24 protein-coding genes are annotated in these 21022 nt (G+C 70.3%); 9 read left to right on the top strand and 15 right to left on the bottom strand.

Going from position 1 to position 21022, the window contains the following annotated elements; all coding sequences use genetic code 11:
• Complete coding sequence (locus ACFFCA_RS01475) at positions 1-969, top strand: hypothetical protein (protein ID WP_375481143.1); 969 nt, start codon at positions 1-3, stop codon at positions 967-969.
• A gap of 15 nt (positions 970-984) precedes the next feature.
• On the opposite strand, the gene ACFFCA_RS01470 is transcribed toward ACFFCA_RS01475, so the two are convergent.
• A complete protein-coding gene (locus tag ACFFCA_RS01470) occupies positions 985-1290 on the bottom strand; it encodes an ATP/GTP-binding protein (RefSeq protein ID WP_375481142.1) in 306 nt (101 codons plus the stop codon).
• Positions 1291-1307: 17 nt separating this feature from the next.
• On the opposite strand from ACFFCA_RS01470, the gene ACFFCA_RS01465 reads away from it, so the two are divergent.
• Both ACFFCA_RS01465 and ACFFCA_RS01460 read left to right on the top strand, forming a co-directional pair.
• Positions 1308-1907, top strand: coding sequence for a DinB family protein (locus ACFFCA_RS01465; RefSeq protein WP_375481141.1), 600 nt, complete (start codon positions 1308-1310; stop codon positions 1905-1907).
• Between the two features lie 39 nt (positions 1908-1946).
• Positions 1947-2576: a class I SAM-dependent methyltransferase gene (locus ACFFCA_RS01460; RefSeq protein WP_375481140.1), complete on the top strand. Its 630-nt coding sequence runs from the start codon at positions 1947-1949 to the stop codon at positions 2574-2576.
• Here ACFFCA_RS01460 and ACFFCA_RS01455 read toward each other — a convergent pair.
• From ACFFCA_RS01455 to ACFFCA_RS01435, 5 genes are all read right to left on the bottom strand, one after another.
• The gene (locus tag ACFFCA_RS01455; protein ID WP_375481139.1) at positions 2567-4342 is read right to left on the bottom strand and encodes a 3-hydroxyacyl-CoA dehydrogenase family protein; all 1776 of its coding nucleotides are present in this window, start codon (positions 4340-4342) and stop codon (positions 2567-2569) included. The genes ACFFCA_RS01460 and ACFFCA_RS01455 overlap by 10 nt on opposite strands.
• Before the next feature lie 148 nt (positions 4343-4490).
• Positions 4491-5249, bottom strand: a complete 759-nt coding sequence (locus ACFFCA_RS01450; protein WP_375481138.1) for an enoyl-CoA hydratase — start codon at positions 5247-5249, stop codon at positions 4491-4493.
• A gap of 44 nt (positions 5250-5293) precedes the next feature.
• Positions 5294-5977: an endonuclease NucS gene (gene nucS, locus ACFFCA_RS01445; RefSeq protein ID WP_375481137.1), complete on the bottom strand. Its 684-nt coding sequence runs from the start codon at positions 5975-5977 to the stop codon at positions 5294-5296.
• 9 nt (positions 5978-5986) lie between these two features.
• On the bottom strand, positions 5987-6700 hold the full coding sequence (locus ACFFCA_RS01440) for a methyltransferase domain-containing protein (protein ID WP_375481136.1): 714 nt from the start codon (positions 6698-6700) through the stop codon (positions 5987-5989).
• 121 nt (positions 6701-6821) lie between these two features.
• On the bottom strand, positions 6822-8165 hold the full coding sequence (locus tag ACFFCA_RS01435) for a DUF222 domain-containing protein (RefSeq protein WP_375481135.1): 1344 nt from the start codon (positions 8163-8165) through the stop codon (positions 6822-6824).
• A gap of 49 nt (positions 8166-8214) precedes the next feature.
• Between ACFFCA_RS01435 and ACFFCA_RS01430 the strand changes: the two genes are divergently transcribed.
• Positions 8215-8787: a GNAT family N-acetyltransferase gene (locus ACFFCA_RS01430; protein ID WP_375481134.1), complete on the top strand. Its 573-nt coding sequence runs from the start codon at positions 8215-8217 to the stop codon at positions 8785-8787.
• 14 nt (positions 8788-8801) lie between these two features.
• On the opposite strand, the gene ACFFCA_RS01425 is transcribed toward ACFFCA_RS01430, so the two are convergent.
• Entirely contained in the window at positions 8802-9359 is a 558-nt protein-coding gene (locus ACFFCA_RS01425) for a GNAT family N-acetyltransferase (RefSeq protein ID WP_375481133.1), read from the bottom strand.
• 2 nt (positions 9360-9361) lie between these two features.
• Positions 9362-11347 (bottom strand): protein meaA, encoded by a 1986-nt coding sequence (locus ACFFCA_RS01420; protein ID WP_375481132.1) that lies wholly within the window; start codon positions 11345-11347, stop codon positions 9362-9364.
• Positions 11348-11456: 109 nt separating this feature from the next.
• On the opposite strand from ACFFCA_RS01420, the gene ACFFCA_RS01415 reads away from it, so the two are divergent.
• The 3 genes from ACFFCA_RS01415 (at position 11457) to ACFFCA_RS01405 (ending at position 13274) form a co-directional block, all read left to right on the top strand.
• Complete coding sequence (locus ACFFCA_RS01415; RefSeq protein ID WP_375481131.1) at positions 11457-11984, top strand: phosphoribosyltransferase; 528 nt, start codon at positions 11457-11459, stop codon at positions 11982-11984.
• A 33-nt stretch (positions 11985-12017) separates the two neighbouring features.
• Positions 12018-12329 (top strand): hypothetical protein, encoded by a 312-nt coding sequence (locus ACFFCA_RS01410; RefSeq protein ID WP_375481130.1) that lies wholly within the window; start codon positions 12018-12020, stop codon positions 12327-12329.
• A 75-nt stretch (positions 12330-12404) separates the two neighbouring features.
• Positions 12405-13274 carry a CDP-alcohol phosphatidyltransferase family protein gene (locus tag ACFFCA_RS01405; RefSeq protein WP_375481129.1) on the top strand — a complete coding sequence of 290 codons (870 nt, stop codon included), beginning with the start codon at positions 12405-12407 and terminating at the stop codon, positions 13272-13274.
• Here the strand turns inward: ACFFCA_RS01405 and murA are convergent.
• Positions 13254-14534: a UDP-N-acetylglucosamine 1-carboxyvinyltransferase gene (gene murA / locus ACFFCA_RS01400; protein WP_375481128.1), complete on the bottom strand. Its 1281-nt coding sequence runs from the start codon at positions 14532-14534 to the stop codon at positions 13254-13256. The two genes, ACFFCA_RS01405 and murA, sit on opposite strands and share 21 nt — an antisense overlap.
• Positions 14535-14566: 32 nt before the next feature.
• Between murA and ACFFCA_RS01395 the strand changes: the two genes are divergently transcribed.
• On the top strand, positions 14567-15139 hold the full coding sequence (locus ACFFCA_RS01395) for a cob(I)yrinic acid a,c-diamide adenosyltransferase (RefSeq protein WP_375481127.1): 573 nt from the start codon (positions 14567-14569) through the stop codon (positions 15137-15139).
• A 34-nt stretch (positions 15140-15173) separates the two neighbouring features.
• A complete protein-coding gene (locus tag ACFFCA_RS01390; RefSeq protein WP_375481208.1) occupies positions 15174-15668 on the top strand; it encodes a gluconokinase in 495 nt (164 codons plus the stop codon).
• Here the strand turns inward: ACFFCA_RS01390 and ACFFCA_RS01385 are convergent.
• Genes ACFFCA_RS01385 through atpA form a run of 6 tightly spaced genes read right to left on the bottom strand, consistent with a single transcriptional unit; the run spans position 15658 to position 21015 of the window.
• Entirely contained in the window at positions 15658-16173 is a 516-nt protein-coding gene (locus ACFFCA_RS01385) for an AAA family ATPase (protein ID WP_375481126.1), read from the bottom strand. The genes ACFFCA_RS01390 and ACFFCA_RS01385 overlap by 11 nt on opposite strands.
• Before the next feature lie 10 nt (positions 16174-16183).
• On the bottom strand, positions 16184-16588 hold the full coding sequence (locus ACFFCA_RS01380) for a DUF2550 domain-containing protein (RefSeq protein WP_375481125.1): 405 nt from the start codon (positions 16586-16588) through the stop codon (positions 16184-16186).
• A 27-nt stretch (positions 16589-16615) separates the two neighbouring features.
• On the bottom strand, positions 16616-16993 hold the full coding sequence (locus tag ACFFCA_RS01375) for a F0F1 ATP synthase subunit epsilon (protein ID WP_375481206.1): 378 nt from the start codon (positions 16991-16993) through the stop codon (positions 16616-16618).
• Positions 16994-17008: 15 nt separating this feature from the next.
• Positions 17009-18457, bottom strand: a complete 1449-nt coding sequence (gene atpD, locus ACFFCA_RS01370) for a F0F1 ATP synthase subunit beta (protein WP_375481124.1) — start codon at positions 18455-18457, stop codon at positions 17009-17011.
• The gene (locus ACFFCA_RS01365) at positions 18457-19464 is read right to left on the bottom strand and encodes a F0F1 ATP synthase subunit gamma (protein ID WP_375481123.1); all 1008 of its coding nucleotides are present in this window, start codon (positions 19462-19464) and stop codon (positions 18457-18459) included. Before ACFFCA_RS01365 ends, atpD begins: the two co-directional genes overlap by 1 nt.
• On the bottom strand, positions 19465-21015 hold the full coding sequence (atpA, locus tag ACFFCA_RS01360) for a F0F1 ATP synthase subunit alpha (protein WP_375481122.1): 1551 nt from the start codon (positions 21013-21015) through the stop codon (positions 19465-19467). It abuts the gene before it with no gap.
• Positions 21016-21022: the final 7 nt, after the last annotated feature.

The raw sequence follows: 21022 nt of genomic DNA, 5'->3' as shown, positions 1-21022 counted from the left end.
ATGAGCGAGCAGAGCCAAGACCTTCTCCCTCTCTACGACTCGAGCCGGGGCTTCGACACCGCGATGCGCGGCTACGACCGCACCCAGGTCGACCGCGAGATCACCCGGCTGGACGACGACATCCGGATGATGGCCGCCGAGCGCGACTCGGCGGCCGCCAGCAGCGCCGACCTCGCGGCGCAGCTGGCCAGCGTCCAGGCCCAGGTCGAGTCCCTGCGGCGGCAGCTGCGCCTGGCCAGCGAGGAGGTCAACGAGGCCAACGTCGACGACAAGATCAAGCAGAAGCTCGATGCGGCGACGTCGGACGCTGCGAAGACGAGGGCCGACGCCAAGGCGGAGGCCGAGCAGATCCGCAGTGGGGCCGACGACGCGGCGGCCCGCATCCGGGCCGAGGCCCAGGCCGAGGCCGAGCGGATCACCGCAGCGGCCGGCGAGCGCCTCACCGACGCCGAGCAGACCTTCCGCACCCGGATCGCCGAGGCCGAGCAGCGCCGCTCCGCAGTCGAGACCGAGCTGGCGGCGAGCGAGCAGCGGACCCGTAACCAGGAAGCCGCCCTGACGGCGCAGGCCGAGGCCGAGCGCAGCCGCCTGGACGCCGAGTCGGTCGCGGAACGGGCCCGGCTCGACGAGGAGTCGCTGGACGAGCGGACCCGGCTCGAGGCCGCGTCCCTCGCGGCGCGTACGCAGGCCGACGAGGACTTCGAGATCACGCTGCGGATGCGCCGCACCGAGGCGCAGCGTCAGCAGACCGAGCAGAAGCAGGCCGTCGACGCAAAGGCCGCGACGATCGTCGCCGAGGCCCATACACAGGCCGAGCAGGTCGTCGCCGACGCCACCCGCGAGGTCCGTCGCCTGCACGAGGTCCGCGACACCGCCCACGACGAGATCACGCTGCTGACGCAGCGGTTGCAGAGCGCGCTGGCCGAGAACCGCACGGTCACGCCCGACGAGCCGCCGACCGCGAAGTAGCCTGCGCCGGCGCGGTCAGTACCGAGGTGCTGAACGCGAGCGCTGCACGCCGGGCGCCCGGCGGCCGCGGGCCGCCCAGCACGCGCTGTGCCAGTGACGGCGGTCCTCGGCGGACACGTCGTCGGCCGGCCAGCACACCAGGTGCGGAACGCCGGCGCGGATCTCCTGGTCGCATCCCGGGCAGCGGTACGGCTTCGCAGCGGCCTGCCCGCTCACGGCCCGCACGGCGTACGTCAGGCCCTGGTAGTCCTCGCGACGCTCTCCCCCGCCCCGCGGGGTCGCCAGGGGTGCGGCTTCGCGGCGGCGGTTCTGGCGTGGCACCCGTCCAGCGTAGGAGCATGCAGCTACACCCCTGGGAGGTCACCATGTTCGGTCCGGGCCGGCACAGCGAGGGCGACAACCTCGTCGGGTTCCTCGACGGTCAACTCACGTCCCTGCGCGCCGCGGCGTTCGGGCTCTCGGAGCCGCAGGCGCGCGACACCCCGTGCCGCAGTTCCCTGTCGGTCGGCGGGTTGATCAAGCACGCCTCCTACGTGATGCGGCAGTACCTGCGCCGCAGCTCGGGAGAGGACGTCCCCATCGACGAAGCCGGGTTCGCCGAGTTCACGGGTAGCTTCACGCTCGCCGAGGGCGAGACGCTGGCCGCGGCCCTGAAGACCTTCGACGACCTCCGCGCGCAGTTCCTGGCCCGGGTGGCATCGATCGGTCCGGGCGACGAGGTCGTCGCCCCGCCCGCTCCCTGGGACGGCGTCGACGAGCCGGTCGCCTCGGTCGCCCGCTTCGAGTTCGTCCACCTGGTCGAGGAGCTGGCCCGGCACGCCGGCCACGCGGACATCCTGCGTGAGCAGCTCGACGGGGCCGACGCCGCGTCGCTGGTCATGGCCGTCGAGGGGCGCCCCGGCAACGACTTCGTCCAGCCCTGGACGCCGCCCGCCTGAACTCCGGGCGCCAACCCCCCTCGGCCTAGCCTCGGGGAGGTGACCGACGAATACCCGCCCTGGTTCTTCGCACGCGACGACCCGGCCGCCGATACGCAGTTCTACCGCCAGCCCCGCTTCGTCACCCACATCGACGACGGCGCCATCGACGCCGTCGCGGCGCTCTACACCGAGCTGGGCGTCGACGCTCCCGATTCCCGTGTTCTCGACCTGATGTCGTCGTGGGTGTCGCACCTGCGCCGTGCCCCGCGTGAGCTCGTCGTGCTGGGCATGAACGCCGCTGAACTCGAGGCCAACCCGATGGCCACCGAGCACGTCGTCCACGATCTGAACGTCGACCCCCGGCTGCCGTTCGGCGACGCGTCCTTCGACGCGGTGCTGTGCTGCGTCTCGATCGACTACCTGACGCGGCCCGTCGAGGTGCTGGCCGAGGCCGCGCGGGTACTACGGCCCGGCGCGCCGGTGGTCCTCACGTTCTCGAACCGCTGCTTCCCGACCAAGGCGGTGCACGCCTGGCTGGCGACCGACGACGAGGGCCGTTGCGCGCTGGTCGCCGAGCACCTGCGACGGGCCGGAGGATTCGACCCGGCCGAGGTCTCGCGTCGCACCCCCGAGCACGGTTATCGCGGCGACCCGCTGTTCGCCGTGGTCGCGCGCCGTCAGCGGTAGTCGCGAAAGCCCATACCGGTCTTGCGGCCGAGGCGGCCTGCGGTGACCAGCTGCTCGAGCAGCGGGGCCGGTGCGAAGCCGGGGTCGCGGAACTCCTGGTAGAGCTCGCGCTCGATGGCCAGCGAGACGTCGTTGCCCACGACGTCGAGCAGTTCGAACGGCCCCATCGGGTAACCGCAACCCACCTTCATCGCCGAGTCGATGTCGTCGGCGGTGGCGTAGTGCGCCTCGAGCATCTTGATGGCGTCGTTGAGGTAGGGGAACAGCAGCGCGTTGACGATGAACCCGGCCCGGTCGACGCAGCGGACGGCGTGCTTGCCGATCTTGGCGGTGACGTCCAGGACGGTGGCCTCGACGTCGGCCGCGGTCGAGACCGTGCGGACGACCTCGACGAGCCGCATGACGGCGGCCGGGTTGAAGAAGTGCATGCCGATGACCTCGGACGGCCGTGACGTCGCCGCCGCGCACTCGATGACCGGCAGGGACGACGTGGTGGTGGCCAGCACGGTGCCCGGCGCACAGATGTCGTCGAGGTTGGCGAACAGGGTCTGCTTCACCGCGAGGTCCTCGACGACGGCCTCGACCACCAGCTGCACGCCGGCGAGGTCGTCGAGCGTCGTGGACGGCGTCAGGCGCGCCAGGGTGGCGTCGCGGTCGGCCTCGCTGAGCTTGCCGCGCCCGACCGCCTTCTCCAGCGACTTGGTGATCGCCGCCGAGACCTTGTCGCTCTTGTCCGAGCCGCGGGTGACGAACGTGACGTCGTAACCGGCCTTCGCGAACACCTCGATGATGCCGGTCGCCATCGTGCCCGAGCCGACGACACCGACCCTGCTGACCGGGCGGACGCCCTGGAGGTCCGGGTGGGCCGGCGGGGTCAGCTCGTCGGCGACGAGGTTCGGCGAGCCGGGTGCGTCGAAGGTGTAGAAACCGCGACCGCTCTTCCGACCCAGCAGCCCCGCCGTCATCATCTGCTTGAAGATGGGCTGCGGCGCGTGCAGACGGTCGCGCGACTGCTTGTACATCGTGTCGAGGATCTCGTAGGCGGTGTCGATCCCGATGAGGTCGAGCAGCGCCAGCGGGCCCATCGGCAGCCCGCAGCCGAGCTTCATGGCGGCGTCGATGTCCTCGCGGCTGGCGTAGCGCGACTCGAACAACGCGACGGCGTGGTTCAGGTAGCCGAAGAGCAGCGCGTTGGCGATGAAACCGGCCCGGTCACCGACCGTCACGTCGGTCTTGCCGAGACGCTGCGCGAAGGCCTCGACGTCGTCGATGACCTCCTGCTCGGTGACGACGGTGCGGATGACCTCGACGAGCTTCATGACCGGCGCCGGGTTGAAGAAGTGCAGGCCGACGACCTTGCCGGGACGCCCCGTCGACACGGCGATCTCGGTGATCGACAGCGAGGAGGTGTTGCTGGCCAGGACGGTGTCGGGCTTGCAGATCCCGTCGAGTTCGGCGAACAGCGCGCGCTTGAGCTCCAGCTGCTCCGGGACGGCCTCGATGACGAGGTCGACCTCGGCCAGCTCGGCGAGCTCGGTGCCGAAGCGGACGCGCGCGAGCAGCTCCTGCTGCTCCTCGGCCGACATCTTCCCGCGATCGACCGCGCGTGCGACCGAGTTCTCCAGCGTGCTGCGACCGTGCGCCAACGCGTCGGCGCTCTTCTCGATCGCAACGACGGACAGCCCGCTGCGGGCGAAGACCTCGACGATCCCCGCGCCCATCGTGCCGAGACCGATGACGCCGACCTGCTGGAACTCACGAGCCATGACGAGGTCCTCCTGTGTCGCGCGATGATGCGCGGTCGTGCCGAGCGCTGGTGCCCGCTCCTGGTGCCGAGCGGTTACCGGACCCTAGCCACCCGTATTCTCCCGTGTCGCCCTGCGGACGGGCAGGGAGGGTCAGATCACGTAGGAGCTACTTCGCGAAGCGGGCGACGGCCTCCCGCAGCTGCGGGCTGTGCGCCGCGGCGGCCGCCTGGGCCCAGCCCTCGAACTCGAGAGTCTCGTCGAACAGCCCGCGCTCGGCGATACCGACTGAGGTCTTGATGTCGCGGGCGAGGCGCGGGTCCACGCCGGCCCAGCGCTGCGCGGTCTCGAGTGCCGCCGCCAGCGGGTCGTCGACCACGTCGAGGACCAGGCCGAGGCGCAGCGCCTCGTCGGCGTCCAGGACCGCGCCGTCCATGATCAGTTGGAACGCCCGCTGTCGACCCAGGGCCTGGGTCAGGAAATAGGTGCAGCCGCCGCCCGGGTGCAGTCCGAGCGTGGTGAAGGTGACCCCGAAGCGCGCCCGTGACCCGGCGATCCGCACGTCGCAGGCCATGGCCAGGTTGACGCCGGCACCGACCGCCGCCCCGTTCACCGCGGCCAGGGTCGGGATGCGCAGCCGCTTGATGCGCAGGAAGCTGTCGTAGATGGACTGCAGGCCGGCGCGGATGTCGGACACCTCGCGGTCGAGGTCGTGGAACACGGCCGGCAGGTCGGCGCCGGCGCTGAAGGCCGTGCCGTTGCCGGTGACGACGAGCACCCGCGCCGCGGGGTCGGCCGCGACGGTGTCCGCCGCCGCACCCAGGGCCTGCTGCAGCTCCGGCGACATCGCGTTGCGACGCTCGGGGTCGTTCAGGGTCAGGACGCGGACGCCGTCGGCGGGGCCGTCGGTGAGGTCGACGAGTGGCATGCCTGCACTCTGGCAGACCCGCGCCGCACGGCACGCGCTCAGGCTCAGAACAGGCGTTGCGAGGGGTCGTCGATGCCTCGCAGCTCGCTGTAGTCGAGCACCAGGCAGCGGATGCCGCGGTCCTCGGCGAGCGTCCGCGCCTGCGGCTTGATCTCCTGCGCCGCGAACACCCCACGCACGGGAGCGAGCAACGGGTCGCGGTTCAGCAGGTCCAGGTACCGCGTCAGCTGCTCGACCCCGTCGATCTCGCCCCGGCGTTTGATCTCGACCGCCACCGCAACGCCGTGCGGGTCACGGGCCAGGATGTCGACGGGCCCGATGGGCGTCGGGAACTCGCGCCTGACCAGCCGGTACCCGTCGCCGAGGGTGTGGATGTGCTCGGCCAGCAGTTTCTGCAGATGCGCCTCGACGCCGTCCTTGACCAGCCCCGGGTCCACGCCCAGCTCGTGGGAGGAGTCGTGCAGGACCTCGACCACCGTGACGATGAGCTGCTCACCCGCCTTGTTGGTGACCGTCCACGTGCCGTGTCCGTCGGCGTCGTCCGCGGCCGGGACCTCGACCAGCGTGCACGGCGGGCTCATCCAGTTGAGCGGCTTGTAGGACCCGCCGTCGGAGTGCACGAGCACCGAGCCGTCGGCCTTGACCAGCAACAGCCGGGTGGCCAGGGGCAAGTGCGCCGTCAACCGGCCGACGTAGTCGACGCTGCACCTCGCGATGACCAGACGCACGCTGGCAGGCTAGCTGTCGGACAGCACCTCGGCGCGCGAGGGTGGCGGTACGAGGCGGTACCGCGCCGGCGTGCCGTACTTGCGGGGGTGCGCCTCGATGCCACCGACCCGGTTGCCCCACCAGACGCCGATCTCGCGCGGGATGACGACGCCGCGCGAGTACCGCAAGGGGCGCCGGAACACCCCGACCGTGTCGCCCCAGTAGTTCTCGGGGAAGCGCACGCGGCTGTAGTCGACCCGTGCCGCGTCCTGGTCGAGCTTGGGCGGCATGTCGGTGTGTGCCTCGAGCAGCTGGACGCGTGCGAACGCCGCGAGCGCCCGCATCGCGTCCGGGTAGTAACGCCAGCAGTCGAACTCCCAGTGGATGTGACCGCGGGACGGCGCCACGAGGAACAGCAGCCCGTGCGGACGCAGCACCCGCACGATCTCCAGGAACGACACCCAGGGGAACGGGATGTGCTCGAACGCCGAGTTCGTGAACACGACGTCAAAGCTCTTGGACCGGAACGGCAATCGGTAGGGCTTGCGCATGACGACGTCGACATTGGGTCCGGCGGACACGTCGGTACCGGTGTAGTCCACGTCGAGACCGGTCAGCAGCTCGCGGTGGGTGCGCATGTTGCCGGCGGCCTGCGAGCCGACGTCGAGCACGTCGTAGTGGCGTCCGCGCTTCAGGTACTGCTCGACGCACAACTGCATGTGCGCCATGGCGGTGTCGTGCACCAGGCCTCCTCGTCTCGGAGTCGCCGAAGCTAGGCGGTCGGGATGACGCGACGGCGTTCGCAGGTGAACGCCACCCGAAGGGTGTGCCAACACCAGTGCGCATGAGGCGCGCCGACGCACGTCAGAAAGGGCAGGCTTCCGTCACGCTGGGCACGGTGGTGGTGTCGATGGGGTTTCGGCCCGGTGGATCGAGGTAGGTGTGGCCGGTGGGGGTGATCCACAGCAGCGGGTCGTTGGGGTTGCCGAGGACCGTCCAGCCTGCTTCGTGTTTGAGGTGGTGGTGCCGGGAGCAGAGGCATTCGAGGTTGCACTCGTTGGTGCGGCCGTCCTGGCCCCACGGGGTCTGGTGGTCGATCTCGCAGCGGCGGGCCCTGCGCCGGCAGCCGGGGAAGCGGCAGGTCCGGTCGCGGGCGATGACGTGTTCGGTGAGGTTCTGGGGTGGTTCGTAGGCGTCGCGGCCGACGTCGATGACCCCGCCGAGCGGGTCGGTGACCAGCCGACGCCAGGTGCCGGTCGGGTCGGCAGCGATGCGGCGGGCCAGCTGCGCGGGGATCGGGCCGTAGCCGTCGAGCTCGCCGGGTTCCTCATCGAGGGCCAGCAGCGTGGACAGCGCCACGCTGACCTGCACGCTGGGGCGCCGGCCCTGCCAGGTTGCGCGGAGATCGAGGTCCTGACCGGTCACCAGCGCGACCAGGGCATCAGCCCGCACCTGGTCGGCCGTACGCTGCTGGACCGTCTCGACGGGTTCAGGTCTTTCGGCGGCAGCCAGGCTGTCAGCAGCGGCACATCTGTCAGCAGCGGCACGTCTGTCAGCAGCGGTGAGGGTGTCGGCAGCAGCCTGTACGCGGGTCGCGATGGCCTGCACCGCCTCAGCGGGCAGTTCGGCGTAGAGCGAGCCCATGCCGTGCTCGAGCATCCGCACCTCGACGCGCCGCCGTTCACACGCATTCCGGTGCTGGGCCTCGGCTCGGCGCGGGTCGAGCGCGAGCACTGCCCGGGCCACTGAGGCGCGGAACGCCGAGAGCGTCTGCCGACCCGACGCGCCCAGCACCCGCGCCTGCACCAGCAAGGCCGCCTCGTCGGGCAGCGGCCCGACCGACTCGGCCAGACAGCGCGCGTAGGCCATGCCGATCGTGCCGCGTTCGAGCTGGTCCAACGTCTCCGGCAACCGGCGCACCAGCTCACCGGCCAGATGCAGCCGCGCGTTCGCCGTGGACGGTGCCAGCTTCAGCACGCACGCGATCTCCTCGCGGACGAACTGCTTGTCCACCGCCACCGGATCATCCAGGGTCCGCGGCGGATCCCCCGGGCCAGCCATGGCCGCCAACAGGTGCTGCTCCTGCGCATCGGCCCACGCCCGCACCCGCGCCAAACCGTCCAAGGTGTCGATCCGTTGCGCCGCAGACAGCACAGCAGGCCGTACCCGCGGCAACACCACCACCTCCGAACCGACCACCACGTCCACGCGTTCGATTATCGACCTGGGGTCCGACAACAATCGGCAGAATGAAGCGGTGCACCAGAACGACTCGGTACAACGGAACGGCCAGCAACAGAGCCACGCGGCGCAGCGACGATCGATCCTGACGACCACGCGGCTCGTCGTGACGACCTGGCTGCCGGAGGACGTCGACGCCCTGCACGACCTGCACTCGGACCCCTTGACGATGCGCTGGGTTCGCAAGGGCCGACCGGAGACGCGGTCCGAGACCCAGGACCTGCTGGCCACCTACCGGCGTGAACAACAAGCCCGCGGGTGGACGAAATGGCGCGTCGCCGACGCCGGGAGCGGGCAGCTCGTCGGTCGTGCTGGCTTCGGCGTGAGCGGAGACGGGCGCGAACTCGGTTACACCCTGTCCAGGCAGCGCTGGGGTCAAGGCTTGGCCACCGAGGTCGCTCGCGCGCTCGTGCAGTGGCACCAGGACACCGCGCCGGAGGTGCCGTTGGCCGCGATCGCCGCCGTCGACAACGTCGCGAGCCAACGTGTTCTCGACAAGGCCGGCTTCACGCCTTCGGGGACGATCACGCACAACGGGATGGCCTGCGTGCACTACGCCTGGCGCCAGCCACTCGCGCTCGACGGCTGACGTCCGTCGGAGGTTCAGGGGCGCGTACCGCGGGTCGTCCACCCTCGCAGCGGTGGGCCCGCCGTCCCCCCGAGCATCAACCGGGCGGTGACCTGCTCGGTGTCCTGGCCGGCGAGCCGGAACCCGTGACGCCGCAGCGCCGCCAAGGCCGCGGTGTTCGGCGCGGTCGTCCGTGCGACCACCGATCGCGCACCCAGCTCGGCCGCTCGCGTGACCGCTGCGGCCAGAGCCCCGGAACCCACGCCGTGCCCGCGGTACGAGCGGCCCAGCCACAGGCCGACCTCGAGCTCGAGCGGGTTTGGCGGTGCCGCAATCAGACGAAGGGCCCCGACGACGTCGGCGCCGACCTCGACGGCGTAGGTCACCTCGCCGATCGGCAGTCGCGGCATCGACGCCCCCCGCGCCCGGTGATAGCCGAGAAAGGCCTCGCGCCGGGCCGGCGTCCACCCGGGCGCGCCGGCCACGGGGGCCATGACCTCCGCGGGATCTGCGTCGCCGACGGCCGTCGCCAGCAACCGGAGCAGAACGTCCTCGTCGACAGCGACCAGACGGACGGTCGGTCGCGGTGGCACGGTCAGCTGCGCGTTTCCTCGATGGCGTCGACGATCTGGCCGAGCATCTCGGTGATCTCGAAGTTCTTGGGCGTGAAGACCCGTGCCACACCGTCCGCTCGAAGGCGGTCCGCGTCGCGGTCGGGAATGATGCCGCCGACGATGACGGGCACGTCGTCGAGGCCCTCGGCGCGCAGCCCGGCGACGACCTCCGGCACGACGGACAGGTGCGAGCCGGACAGCACCGACAGACCCACCACGTCGACGTCCTCCTCGACGGCGGCGGCGATGATCTGCGACGGCGTGAGGCGGATGCCCGAGTAGACGACCTCGAAGCCCGCGTCACGCGCGCGGACGGCGATCTGCTCCGCGCCGTTGGAGTGCCCGTCCAGGCCCGGCTTGCCGACCAGGAACTTGAGCGGTCGGCCCAACGTCTCCCCCAGCGCCCGCACCCGTCCCTGGACCTCGGACAGCTCGCCCTCGTGCCCACCGCCGCTGGCGCCGGCGACCCCCGTCGGCGGTCGGTACTCACCGAACGTGTCGCGCAGGACGCCCGACCACTCACCCACCGTGACCCCGACCCGGGCGCAGGCCATCGAGGCGGCCATCAGGTTCTCGTCGGTCTTGGCCGCGTCGCGCAACGCGCGCAGCGCGTCGTCGACATCAGCAGGGTTGCGTCCCGACTTCCACCCGGCCAGCGCGGCCTTGGCCGACTCCTCGACCGCCGGGTCGACGGACAGGATGCCGCCGTCCTCGGAACCCTGCAGCGGGTTGGGCTCGGTCTCGGTGTAGCTGTTGACGCCGACGACGGTGTCCTCGCCGGACTCCATGCGACGGCGTCGCAGGGCGAGCGAGGACACCAGAGCCGACTTGAGGTAGCCGGACTCGACCGCCACGACCGCTCCGCCTAGCTCCAGGACGTGGTCGATCTCCTTGCGGGCGCCGGCCTTGATGTCGGCGACCTTGGCCTCGATGACCTTCGACCCCTCGAACAGGTCGTCGTACTCGAGCAGGTCGGACTCGAACGCCAGCACCTGCTGCATGCGCAGCGACCACTGCTGGTCCCAGGCACGCGGCAGGCCCAGCGCCTCGTTCCACGCAGGGAGCTGGACGGCGCGGGCGCGGGCGTCCTTGCTCATCGTCACGGCCAGCATCTCGAGCAGGATGCGGTAGACGTTGTTCTCGGGCTGGGCCTCGGTGAGCCCCAGCGAGTTGACCTGCACCCCGTACCGGAAGCGGCGGTGCTTCGCGTTCTCGACGCCGTAGCGCTCACGGGTGATCTCGTCCCAGAGCTCGCCGAACGCCCGCAGCTTGCACATCTCCTCGATGAAGCGCACGCCGGCGTTCACGAAGAAGGAGATGCGGGCCACCACCTCGCCGAACTTGTCCGCGGGCACCTGCCCCGAGTCGCGCACGGAGTCGAGCACGGCGATGGCCGTGCACAGTGCGAACGCGACCTCCTGCACGGGCGTCGCGCCGGCCTCCTGCAGGTGGTAGCTGCAGACGTTGATCGGGTTCCACTTGGGGACGTTCGCGACCGTGTACGCGATCATGTCGGTGATCAGGCGCAGCGACGGGGCCGGCGGGAACACGTAGGTGCCCCGCGACAGGTACTCCTTGATGATGTCGTTCTGCGTGGTCCCGCTCAGCTTCGCGAAGTCGGCATCGTGCTCCTCCGCCACGGTCAGGTACAGCGCCAGCATGTACATCGCAGGCGCGTTGATCGTCATGGAGGTGTTCATGTCCTCCATCGGGATGCCGTCGAACAGCGTCCGCACGTCGCCGATGTGCGAGATGGGCACGCCCACCTTGCCGACCTCGCCGCGCGCCAGCTCGGCGTCGGGGTCGTAGCCGGTCTGGGTCGGCAGGTCGAAGGCGACCGAGAGGCCCGTCTGGCCCTTCGAGAGGTTGCGCCGGTACAGCTTGTTCGACTCCCGCGCCGACGAGTGGCCGGCATACGTACGCATCAACCAGGGCTTGTCGCGCTTGTCGTCCGAGGGGAACGGCATTGTCGAGCACCTCCGTGAGCTTCGGCGCAGTGTATTCCGGACGCGCCGAACAACCCCGGTTTCGGAAACCCTCTGTGGCCAGGATCGCCCTTCTGCCAGGCTTGCCGATGTGACCCGGTACGCCTCCCCCACGTCGCCCTCGACGGACGAGCCGTCGCGCGAGGTGCTCACATGGGAGCTGTTCGGCACGGCATCGCGTGAACTGGCCGAGCTGGTCCACGCCGACGGTTACGAGCCGGACCTGATCCTGTCGATCGCGCGCGGCGGGCTGTTCGTGGCCGGGGCCCTCGGCTACGCCCTGGACGTCAAGAACCTGCACCTGGTGAATGTGGAGTTCTACACCGGCGTGGACGAGCGCCTGGACCTGCCGGTCATGCTGCCGCCCGTTCCGGCGCCGGTGGACCTCTCGGGCGCCAGGGTGCTGGTCGCCGACGACGTGGCCGACACCGGCGCCACCCTCGCCCTGGTCAAGGAGTTCTGCCGCGAGCACGTGGCCGAGGTGCGTTGCGCCGTGGTCTACGAGAAGCCCCGGTCCACCGTCTCCTGCGAGTACGTGTGGCGCGAGACCGACCGTTGGATCGATTTCCCGTGGTCGGCGCTGCCGCCGGTCACGGGCGCGGCCTCGAAAGACGCCTGACGTCCGGTCCCGCACCGCGGGCATGATGGCCCTGTGGGCAACGATCCGTCGGCAGTCATCACCGCCATCGTGGTGATCGCGCTGCTCGCCCTGATCATGCGCTGGGTGTTCCGCCCGTCCCGGAAACGACCCATCGTCCGGCCGCCGGACGCCACGGAGTCCGGCGATCTGGGCCTGCTCGCGGTCGTCCTCACCGGCCTGAGCCGCTCCGAGGCGCTGGCCCGCCGCGCCACCCTGGGCGAGGCCCAGATCCGCTCGTCGCTGTCCAAGCGGCGGGACGGGCGTCTGGACCTGCTGGTGTTCCGCAACGACATCGAGCGCGCCCGCGCCCTGCTGGGCCCCTGAACCCCGTGGGCCCGCCTCTGGCAGTGGGCACGCGCCGACTTTGTGGAGCCCACCCCGCGGCCTAGAGTCGGGGCAATGTCCACGCCGATGTCCCCCTTCCGTCACACGGGCGACGAGTTCTCGCCCGCGCAGTGGGGGCGGGCCTGGGCGGTCCACCTGTTCACCACCCTCGGCATCGTCGCCGCCATGCTCGCCCTGCGCGACGTGCTCGTGGGCAACGCCAAGCACGCGATCGTCTGGCTGCTGCTGACCCTGCTGATCGACGGCATCGACGGCCCCATCGCCCGCGCGCTCGAGGTGGAACGGCGCGTTCCGCTCATCGACGGGTTCATGCTGGACCTGATCATCGACTACGTGACGTGCGTCATCGTCCCGGCCTGTTTCATGTACGAGTTCAACGTCGTCCCACAGAACAACTTCGGCGTCTTCGTGCTGTGCGTGCTGGTGTTCTGCTCGGCGATCTGGTTCGCCCGCAAGGACATGATGACCGAGGACAACTGGTTCCGTGGCCACCCGGCCGCGTGGAACCTGGTGGGCCCGCTGCTGTTCCTCCTGCAGGCCAAGACCTGGGTCGGCGCGGTGCTGGTCCTGATCCTGTCCCTGCTGTGCCTGTCGAACATGCCCTACCCGCACATCGCCCGTGCCCGGTGGATGCGGTACTACACCTGGACGGCCACCGTGTTCTGGATGGGCGGCATCGCCGCGGGCACCCTGACCCTGCCGCACCACTACCTGGTGCCGCAGGTCCTCATGTACGCCGGCAGCGGGTACTTCATCCTGCTGGCAGTCCTGCGTTCGCTGCACGACCGCAACCTGCGGCGGTCGGGGGGTGAGGTGGCGCCGGTGCACGGCCTCGGCGACACGACGTCCGACACGACGTCCGACACGACGCCGGACGACGCCGCAGCGCCCAGCGAGGTGGGCTCAGCCGCCGAACGTCGTTGACTCGACGCGCTCGACCTCGGCGCCCAGCGCCCGCAGCTGCTCCTCGAAACGCACGTACCCGCGGTCGATGTGGTGGATCTCGGCCACCTCGGTGACCCCGTCGGCGACCAGGCCGGCGATGACGAGGCCGACCCCGGCCCGGATGTCGGTGGCCCGCACCGGAGCGCCGGACAGCGCCTCGCGGCCGCGCACGACGGCGTGGTGGCCGTCGGTGCGCACGTCCGCGCCCATGCGTGAGATCTCGTCGCAGAACATGAATCGAGACTCGAAGAGGTTCTCGGTGATCATGGCTGTGCCCTCGGCCACCGACAGCGTCGCGATGGCCTGCGGCTGGAGGTCGGTGGCCAGCCCCGGGTAGGGCAGCGTGACGACGTCGAAGCTCTTGGGGCGGTGGTCGATCGAGACGCGGAAGCCGTCCACCAGCGTCTCGACGACGCCGCCGGCCCGGTCGACCTTGTCCAACGCGATCCGGAGATGGTCGGACTTGGCCCCGCGGACCGTGATGTCGCCCTGGGTGGCCAGCGCTGCCATGGCCCACGTGCCGGCGACGATCCGGTCGGGCACCGCGTCGTGCGAGGTGGGGTGCAGCCCCTCGACACCGGTGATCTCCAGCGTCGACGACCCGATGCCGTCGATCTGGGCCCCCATCGCCACCAGCATCTGGCAGAGGTCGACGATCTCGGGCTCGCGTGCGGCGTTGTCGATCACCGTCGTGCCCTTGGCCAGCACCGCGGCGGTCATGATGTTCTCGGTGGCCCCGACGCTGGGGAAGTCCAGCCAGATGTTGGCGCCGCGCAGCTCGTCGGACTCGGCGACCACGTAACCGTGCTCGATGCGGATGTCGACGCCCATCTTCTCGAGACCGGCGAAGTGCATGTCGAGCGGGCGGGTGCCGATGGCGTCGCCGCCGGGCAGGGCCACCTTGGCCCCCCCTGTCCGGGCGATGAGCGGGCCCAGGACGCAGATGGAGCCGCGGATCTTGCGCACGAGGTCGTAGGGCGCCTCGGGGCTCAGCTCGTCCGGGACGGTGATGGTGACCCGGTCGACCGCGTCGACGCGGGACTCCTCGGCGTCGCAACCCATGCCCTCGAGCAGCTGGCGCATGATCGTGACGTCGGAGATGGCCGGGAGATTGCCCACCGTGCTGGCCCCGGGTGCCAGCAGGGTGGCCGCCATCAGCTTCAGGACACTGTTCTTGGCTCCGACGACGTCGACGCTGCCGGCCAGCCGCGCGCCGCCCACCACTCTGAGGACCTGCATCGGACCAGGCTAACCCGCGTAGGGTTCAGCACGTGGCCATACACCTGACCCGCATCTACACCCGCACCGGCGACGACGGCACCACCTCGCTCGGGGACATGTCGCGGGTGCGCAAGACCGACCCTCGGGTGGCGGCCTACGCGGACTGCGACGAGACCAACGCCTCGTTGGGTGTCGCGCTCGCCCTCGGCGGGCTTCCCCAGCGCATCACGCGGGTACTCGACGTCGTGCAGAACGACCTGTTCGACGTCGGCGCCGACCTGTGCACGCCGGTCGTGCCCGACCCCGAGTACCCGCCGCTGCGCGTCGAGGCCGGCTACGTCGAGCGGCTCGAGAACTGGTGCGACGAGTTCAACGCCGAGCTGACCAAGCTCGACAGCTTCATCCTGCCGGGGGGCACGGCCGGCGCCGCGCTGCTGCACCAGGCGCGGACGCTGTCCCGGCGCGCCGAACGCAGCGCGTGGGCCCTGTTCGAGGCTGACCCGGACCGTACGAACAAGCAGGCGATGTTGTACCTGAATCGCCTGTCCGACCTGCTGTTCATCCTGGCCCGGGTGGCCAACCCGGAGGGCGACGTCCAGTGGAGGCCGGGCGGCGAGCGCTGACGTGCCGCTGGCGGCTCCGCCGATCCTCGTGATCATGGGCGTGTCGGGTTCCGGGAAGTCGACGATCGGCGCCCTTCTCGCCGCGCGCCTGGGATGGGACTTCGGCGAGGGTGACGACCTGCACCCGCAGGCGAACGTCGACAAGATGGCGGCCGGGCACCCGCTCACCGATGCCGACCGCCGGCCGTGGCTCGACCGGGTGCACGACTGGATGGCGCAGCGGGTGCGGGCCGGACAGCCGGGCATCATCACCTGCTCGGCCCTGAAGCGCAGCTACCGCGAACGTCTGCGCGAGGGGATCTCCGACCACGTCGTGTTCGTGCTGCTGCACGGCGACCGCGAGCTGTTGCTGGCCCGGCTGGGTGCCCGGCGGGGTCACTACATGCCGCCTTCGCTGCTCGATTCGCAGCTCGGCACGCTCGAGGTACCGGGTCCGGACGAGCGGGCCCTGACCGTCGAGGTCGCCCGGCCACCGGCCGAACAGGTGCAGGAGATCGTCGACGCCGTCACTCCGGGCGTCACCGCCTGAGCCAGGCCACGATCCGTTCGACGTGCGGTTCGACCGCGCCGCGGTTGTCGACGAGCAGGTGGTCGTCGATGAACGGTTCCCAGGTCCGCCGGCGCACGTCGTCCCAGGTGGGCACGACGTGCCCGGTGAGATCGGCCGCGCGTGACTCCACCCGCCGACGGTGTTCGTGGTCGTCGTCGCAGGTGACGTGTACGAACCGGATCCGGACGTCGGTCTCGGACGCGACCTCGCGCCAGCCGGCCCGCGCCACCTCGACGTTGTTCACCGCGTCCGCAACGACGGACCGCCCGGCCCGCAACTGGTCGGCCGCGACCCACGAGGCGACGAGGTACCCGACCGGCGCGTCACCGATCTCCAGGCCGCTGCGGGCCGCTGCCGCCTCGATGGTGTCGATCCGCAGGAAGGTGACGCCGAGCGCGTCGGCGACGCGGCGGGCCAGGGTCGTCTTCCCGACGCCCGGCAGGCCGCCGAAGACGACGAGCTGCGGGCCGCCCCGACCGGTCACGCCGTCGGTCTCATGTCATCGGTGCCGAGGACTCCAGCCAGGACACGAACCCGGTGAAGGCACTGTCGCCGAAAGCCACCGACAGCGTCTCTCCGTCGACCCGACACTCGACGATGACGGCGCCCTTCGGCAGTGACGAGCTCTCCGCCTGCGTGCGGCCGCGGTGCCCGATCACCTTGACCTCGCCACGCCGCAGCACCCGGGACGGCCGGGTACCCACGCCCAGGGCGCGGTACCACCGCAGCTCACCGCCCTGGTAGCGACCGATGCCGTACAACCACCGGTGGCCGCGCTGCACGGCCACCGGCACGGCACCACGCATCCGCAGCATGTGCCGTTGCCGGGCCAGGGTGAAGGCGAAGAGCACGACGAGGACGACGGCCGCACACACCACGATCAGATCGACGATGTGCACGTTGTCGTCCCGGACCCGTCGTGACGATCAGACGTCTTCGCCGGCGGCGCGCAAACGCGCCAGGGCCCGGTTGTGGGCGGCCTCGGCCTCTGGCCCGTCGTCCGGGTTGTTGCTCTCCAGCTGCTGGCGCGCGCGTGACACGTCGATGTCGTCGGACATCTCGGCCTGTTCGGCCAGCACAGAAACGCCGTCCTTGCGCACCGAGAGGAACCCGCCGTGCACCGCCACGTTCAGCGAGTCACCGCTGTCGGTATCGATGCGTACCGAGAAGCCCGGAGCCAGCGCCGCCAGCAACGGCGCGTGGCTCGGCAGGATGCCGATCGAACCGGTCACGGTGCGGGCGAAGACGGCGCTGGCGTCGCCTGACCAGATCGGTTCCTCGATCGACACGAGCTCCACGTGCATGGAATCAGGCATGGGTCAGGAGTCCCGCAGTCTCTTCGCGTTGGCCTCGAGGTCCTCGAGGCCGCCGCACATGAAGAAGGCCTGCTCGGGGTAGCTGTCGAACTCGCCCTCGGTCAGCCGCTTGAACGCGTCGATGGTCTCCTCGACCGGCACGAACGACCCGTCGACACCCGTGAACTGCTTGGCCACGAAGGTGTTCTGCGACAGGAACCGCTCGATGCGCCGCGCCCGGTTGACGATGACCTTGTCCTCCTCGGACAGCTCGTCGATACCGAGGATGGCGATGATGTCCTGCAGCTCCTTGTAGCGCTGCAGGATCTGCTTCGTGCGGTTGGCGACGTCGTAGTGCTCCTGGCCCACGTACTGGGCGTCCAGGATCCGGCTGGTCGAGTCGAGCGGGTCGACCGCGGGGTAGATGCCCTTCTCCGACACCGGACGCGACAGCGTCGTGGTGGCGTCGAGGTGGGCGAACGTGGTGTGCGGCGCCGGGTCGGTGATGTCGTCGGCGGGCACGTAGATCGCCTGCATCGAGGTGATCGAGTGGCCGCGCGTCGAGGTGATGCGCTCCTGCAGCTGGCCCATCTCGTCGGCCAGCGTGGGCTGGTAACCCACGGCCGACGGCATGCGACCGAGCAGGGTCGACACCTCGGAACCGGCCTGGGTGAACCGGAAGATGTTGTCGATGAACAGCAGCACGTCCTGCTTCTGCACGTCCCGGAAGTACTCGGCCATGGTCAGCGCCGAGAGCGCCACGCGCAGCCGGGTGCCCGGCGGCTCGTCCATCTGGCCGAACACGAGCGCGGTCTTCTCGAGCACGCCGGAGTCGGTCATCTCGGCGATGAGGTCGTTGCCCTCGCGGGTGCGCTCACCGACGCCGGCGAACACCGACACACCACCGAAGTTCTCGGCGACGCGGTAGATCATCTCCTGGATGAGCACCGTCTTGCCGACACCGGCACCGCCGAACAGGCCGATCTTGCCGCCGACCACGTAGGGCGTGAGCAGGTCGATGACCTTGATGCCCGTCCAGAACGGCTCGGTCTTGGACTCCAGCTCGTCGAAGGGCGGCGGCTCGCGGTGGATCGGCCAGCGCTCCTTGATGTCCAGGTCCGCGGGCGCGACGTCAAGCGGCCGGCCGAGCGCGTCGAACACGTGACCCTTGGTGACGTCGCCGACCGGGACGGTGATGGGGCCACCGGTGTCGGTGACCGGGGCGCCGCGTACGAGCCCGTCGGTGGGCTGCAGCGCGATGGCGCGGACCATGTCGTCGCCGATGTGCTGGGCGACCTCGAGGGTCATGGTCTTGGACAGCTCGCCGAGCTGGATCTCGGTGGTGAGCGCCTGGTTCAGCGGCGGCATCGTGGTGCGGCCGAACTCGACGTCGACCACCGGGCCGATGACGCGGACGACGCGGCCGGTGGTGGTCTCGACCTTGTCGGAGGTCGGGTTGGCTGTTGCGGTCATTAGTCCTCAGCTCCTGCTGACGCAAGCGCGTCGGCACCGCCGACGATCTCGCTGATTTCCTGGGTGATCTCCGCCTGGCGGGCCTGGTTCGCCAGCCGGGTGTAGGTCTTGATGAGGTCCGTGGCGTTGTCGCTCGCCGACTTCATGGCGCGGCGGCGGGCGGCCGACTCGGACGCCGCCGACTCGAGCAGCGCCGAGAAGATGCGCGAGCTGATGTAGCGCGGCAACAGGGCCTCGATCAGCTTGCCCGGCTCGGGCTCGAACTCGTACAGCGGCTTGGGACCGTCGTCGTCGGAACCCGACGCGTCCTGTCCCTGCTCACGGTCCTCGCCGTCGTCGGTACTCACGTCGTCGTCCTGGTCTGACTGGACGGGCGACACCTGCACGGCGCGGGGGGTCTGGCTGACGGAGTTGACGAAGCGGGTGTAGACCACCCACAGCTCGTCGATGCCGGCCCGCTCGCCGGCCGCGCGCCCGCCCGACTCGTCCTCGGACACCTTGACCGTGCCCTCGGACGTGGCCTCGAGCGCGAACACGACCGCCTCGGTAGCCCCCCGGGCGTCGGTGAAGTTGGGCTGCTCGGAGAAGCCCGTCCACGCCCCGGCGAGGTCGATGTTGCGGAAGCGGAAGTACGCGACGCCCTTGCGGCCGATGACGTAACGCTCCACCTCCTTGCCGTCGCCCTCGAGCTGCGCGGCGAGGTCGTTGGCGCGTCGGATGGCGTTGGCGTTGTAGCCGCCGGCCAGGCCGCGGTCGGAGGTGACGAGCAGGATGCCCGCACGGCGCGGGTTTTCGACCCCGTTGAGCATCGGGTGCCGCAGCGAGGTCTCGTCGGTCAGCGCGGCCAGCGCCCGGCTCAGCTCGTCGGCATACGGCCGGGCGGCCTTCATCCGTTGCTGGGCTTTGGCGATGCGCGAGGCGGCGATGAGCTCCATCGCCTTGGTGATCTTGCGCGTCGACTGCGTGGCGCTGATGCGCCGGCGGTAGACGCGAAGCTGGGCTCCCATCTACTTCTCCGACGGCTCGAACTGCTTGTTGAACTCGTCGACGGCCTTCTCCATCGAGGTGACCATGTCGTCCTCGAGGGCCTTGGCGCCGGCCAGGGTGTCGAACAGCTCGGGCTGGCTGTGGGCGATGAAGTCCAGCAGCTCGCGCTCGTAGCGGCGGATGTCGCCGACCTCGACCTCGTCGAGCTTGCCGGACGTGCCGGCCCAGATCGAGACGATCTCGCGGCCGATCGGGAACGGCGAGGACGCGGGCTGCTTGAGCAGCTCGACCAGCCGGGACCCGCGGGCCAGCTGCTGCTGGGAGGCCTTGTCCAGGTCGGAGCCGAAGGCGGCGAACGCCTCCAGCTCGCGGTACTGGGCGAGGTCCACGCGCAGGCGACCGGCGACGGCGCGCATGGCCTTCGGCTGCGCAGACCCGCCGACGCGCGACACCGAGATGCCGACGTTGATCGCGGGCCGGACACCGGCGTTGAACAGGTCGGTCTCCAGGAAGCACTGGCCGTCGGTGATCGAGATGACGTTGGTCGGGATGTAGGCCGACACGTCGTTGCCCTTGGTCTCGATGACCGGCAGGCCGGTCATCGAGCCGCCGCCGAGGTCGTCGGACAGCTTGGCGCAGCGCTCGAGCAGCCGGCTGTGCAGGTAGAAGACGTCGCCGGGGTAGGCCTCGCGACCCGGCGGGCGGCGCAGCAGCAGCGACACGGCGCGGTAGGCCTCGGCCTGCTTGGTCAGGTCGTCGAAGACGATCAGGACGTGCTTGCCGTCGTACATCCAGTGCTGGCCGATGGCCGAGCCCGTGTACGGCGCCAGGTACTTGAAGCCCGCGGAGTCCGAGGCCGGGGCGGCCACGATGGTGGTGTACTCCAGCGCGCCGGCCTCCTCGAGGGTGTCGCGGGCCGCGGCGATCGTCGAACCCTTCTGGCCGATGGCGACGTAGATGCAGCGCACCTGCTTGTCCGGGTCGCCGGTCTTCCAGTTCTCGCGCTGGTTGATGATCGCGTCGAGGCAGACGGTGGTCTTGCCGGTCTGCCGGTCACCGATGATCAGCTGCCGCTGACCGCGACCGATGGCGGTCATGGCGTCGATGGCCTTGATGCCGGTGAGGAGCGGCTCCTTGACCTCCTTGCGCTGCACCACGGTGGGTGCCTGCAGCTCGAGGGCGCGGCGCTCCGAGGTCTCGATCTCGCCGTTGCCGTCGATCGGCTGGCCCAGCGGGTTCACGACGCGGCCCAGGTAGGAGTCGCCGACCGGGACGGAGAGGATGTCGCCGGTGCGCTTGACCGCCTGGCCCTCCTCGATCGCCTCGGCGTTGCCGAGGACGACGACGCCGATGTCGCGGATGTCGAGGTTGAGCGCGATGCCCAGGGTGCCGTCCTCGAACTCCAGCAGCTCGTTCGTCATCGCGCTCGGCAGACCCTCGACGCGGGCGATGCCGTCACCGGTCTCGGCGACGGTGCCCACCTCTTCCCGGGTCGCCTCGGGTGTGTAGGAGGACACGTAGCTCTCGATAGCGCTACGGATCTCGTCGGCGGAGATCGTCAGCTCGGCCATAAGTGTT

This window comes from uncultured Jatrophihabitans sp., from assembly GCF_964252635.1.
Taxonomy (GTDB): domain Bacteria; phylum Actinomycetota; class Actinomycetes; order Mycobacteriales; family Jatrophihabitantaceae; genus Jatrophihabitans.
The sequence above is the reverse complement of the archived record's forward strand: the minus strand, read 5'-3'. Positions and strand labels throughout refer to the sequence as shown.

Coding starts and splice junctions, on each gene's coding strand:
- ACFFCA_RS01475 (WP_375481143.1), top strand. CDS start 1: ATGAGCGAGCAGAGCCAAGACCTTCTCCCTCTCTACGACTCGAGCCGG.
- ACFFCA_RS01465 (WP_375481141.1), top strand. CDS start 1,308: ATGCAGCTACACCCCTGGGAGGTCACCATGTTCGGTCCGGGCCGGCAC.
- ACFFCA_RS01455 (WP_375481139.1), bottom strand. CDS start 4,342: ATGGCTCGTGAGTTCCAGCAGGTCGGCGTCATCGGTCTCGGCACGATG.
- ACFFCA_RS01450 (WP_375481138.1), bottom strand. CDS start 5,249: ATGCCACTCGTCGACCTCACCGACGGCCCCGCCGACGGCGTCCGCGTC.
- ACFFCA_RS01420 (WP_375481132.1), bottom strand. CDS start 11,347: ATGCCGTTCCCCTCGGACGACAAGCGCGACAAGCCCTGGTTGATGCGT.
- ACFFCA_RS01405 (WP_375481129.1), top strand. CDS start 12,405: ATGTCCACGCCGATGTCCCCCTTCCGTCACACGGGCGACGAGTTCTCG.
- murA (WP_375481128.1), bottom strand. CDS start 14,534: ATGCAGGTCCTCAGAGTGGTGGGCGGCGCGCGGCTGGCCGGCAGCGTC.
- ACFFCA_RS01390 (WP_375481208.1), top strand. CDS start 15,174: ATGGGCGTGTCGGGTTCCGGGAAGTCGACGATCGGCGCCCTTCTCGCC.
- ACFFCA_RS01375 (WP_375481206.1), bottom strand. CDS start 16,993: ATGCACGTGGAGCTCGTGTCGATCGAGGAACCGATCTGGTCAGGCGAC.
- atpD (WP_375481124.1), bottom strand. CDS start 18,457: ATGACCGCAACAGCCAACCCGACCTCCGACAAGGTCGAGACCACCACC.
- ACFFCA_RS01365 (WP_375481123.1), bottom strand. CDS start 19,464: ATGGGAGCCCAGCTTCGCGTCTACCGCCGGCGCATCAGCGCCACGCAG.
- atpA (WP_375481122.1), bottom strand. CDS start 21,015: ATGGCCGAGCTGACGATCTCCGCCGACGAGATCCGTAGCGCTATCGAG.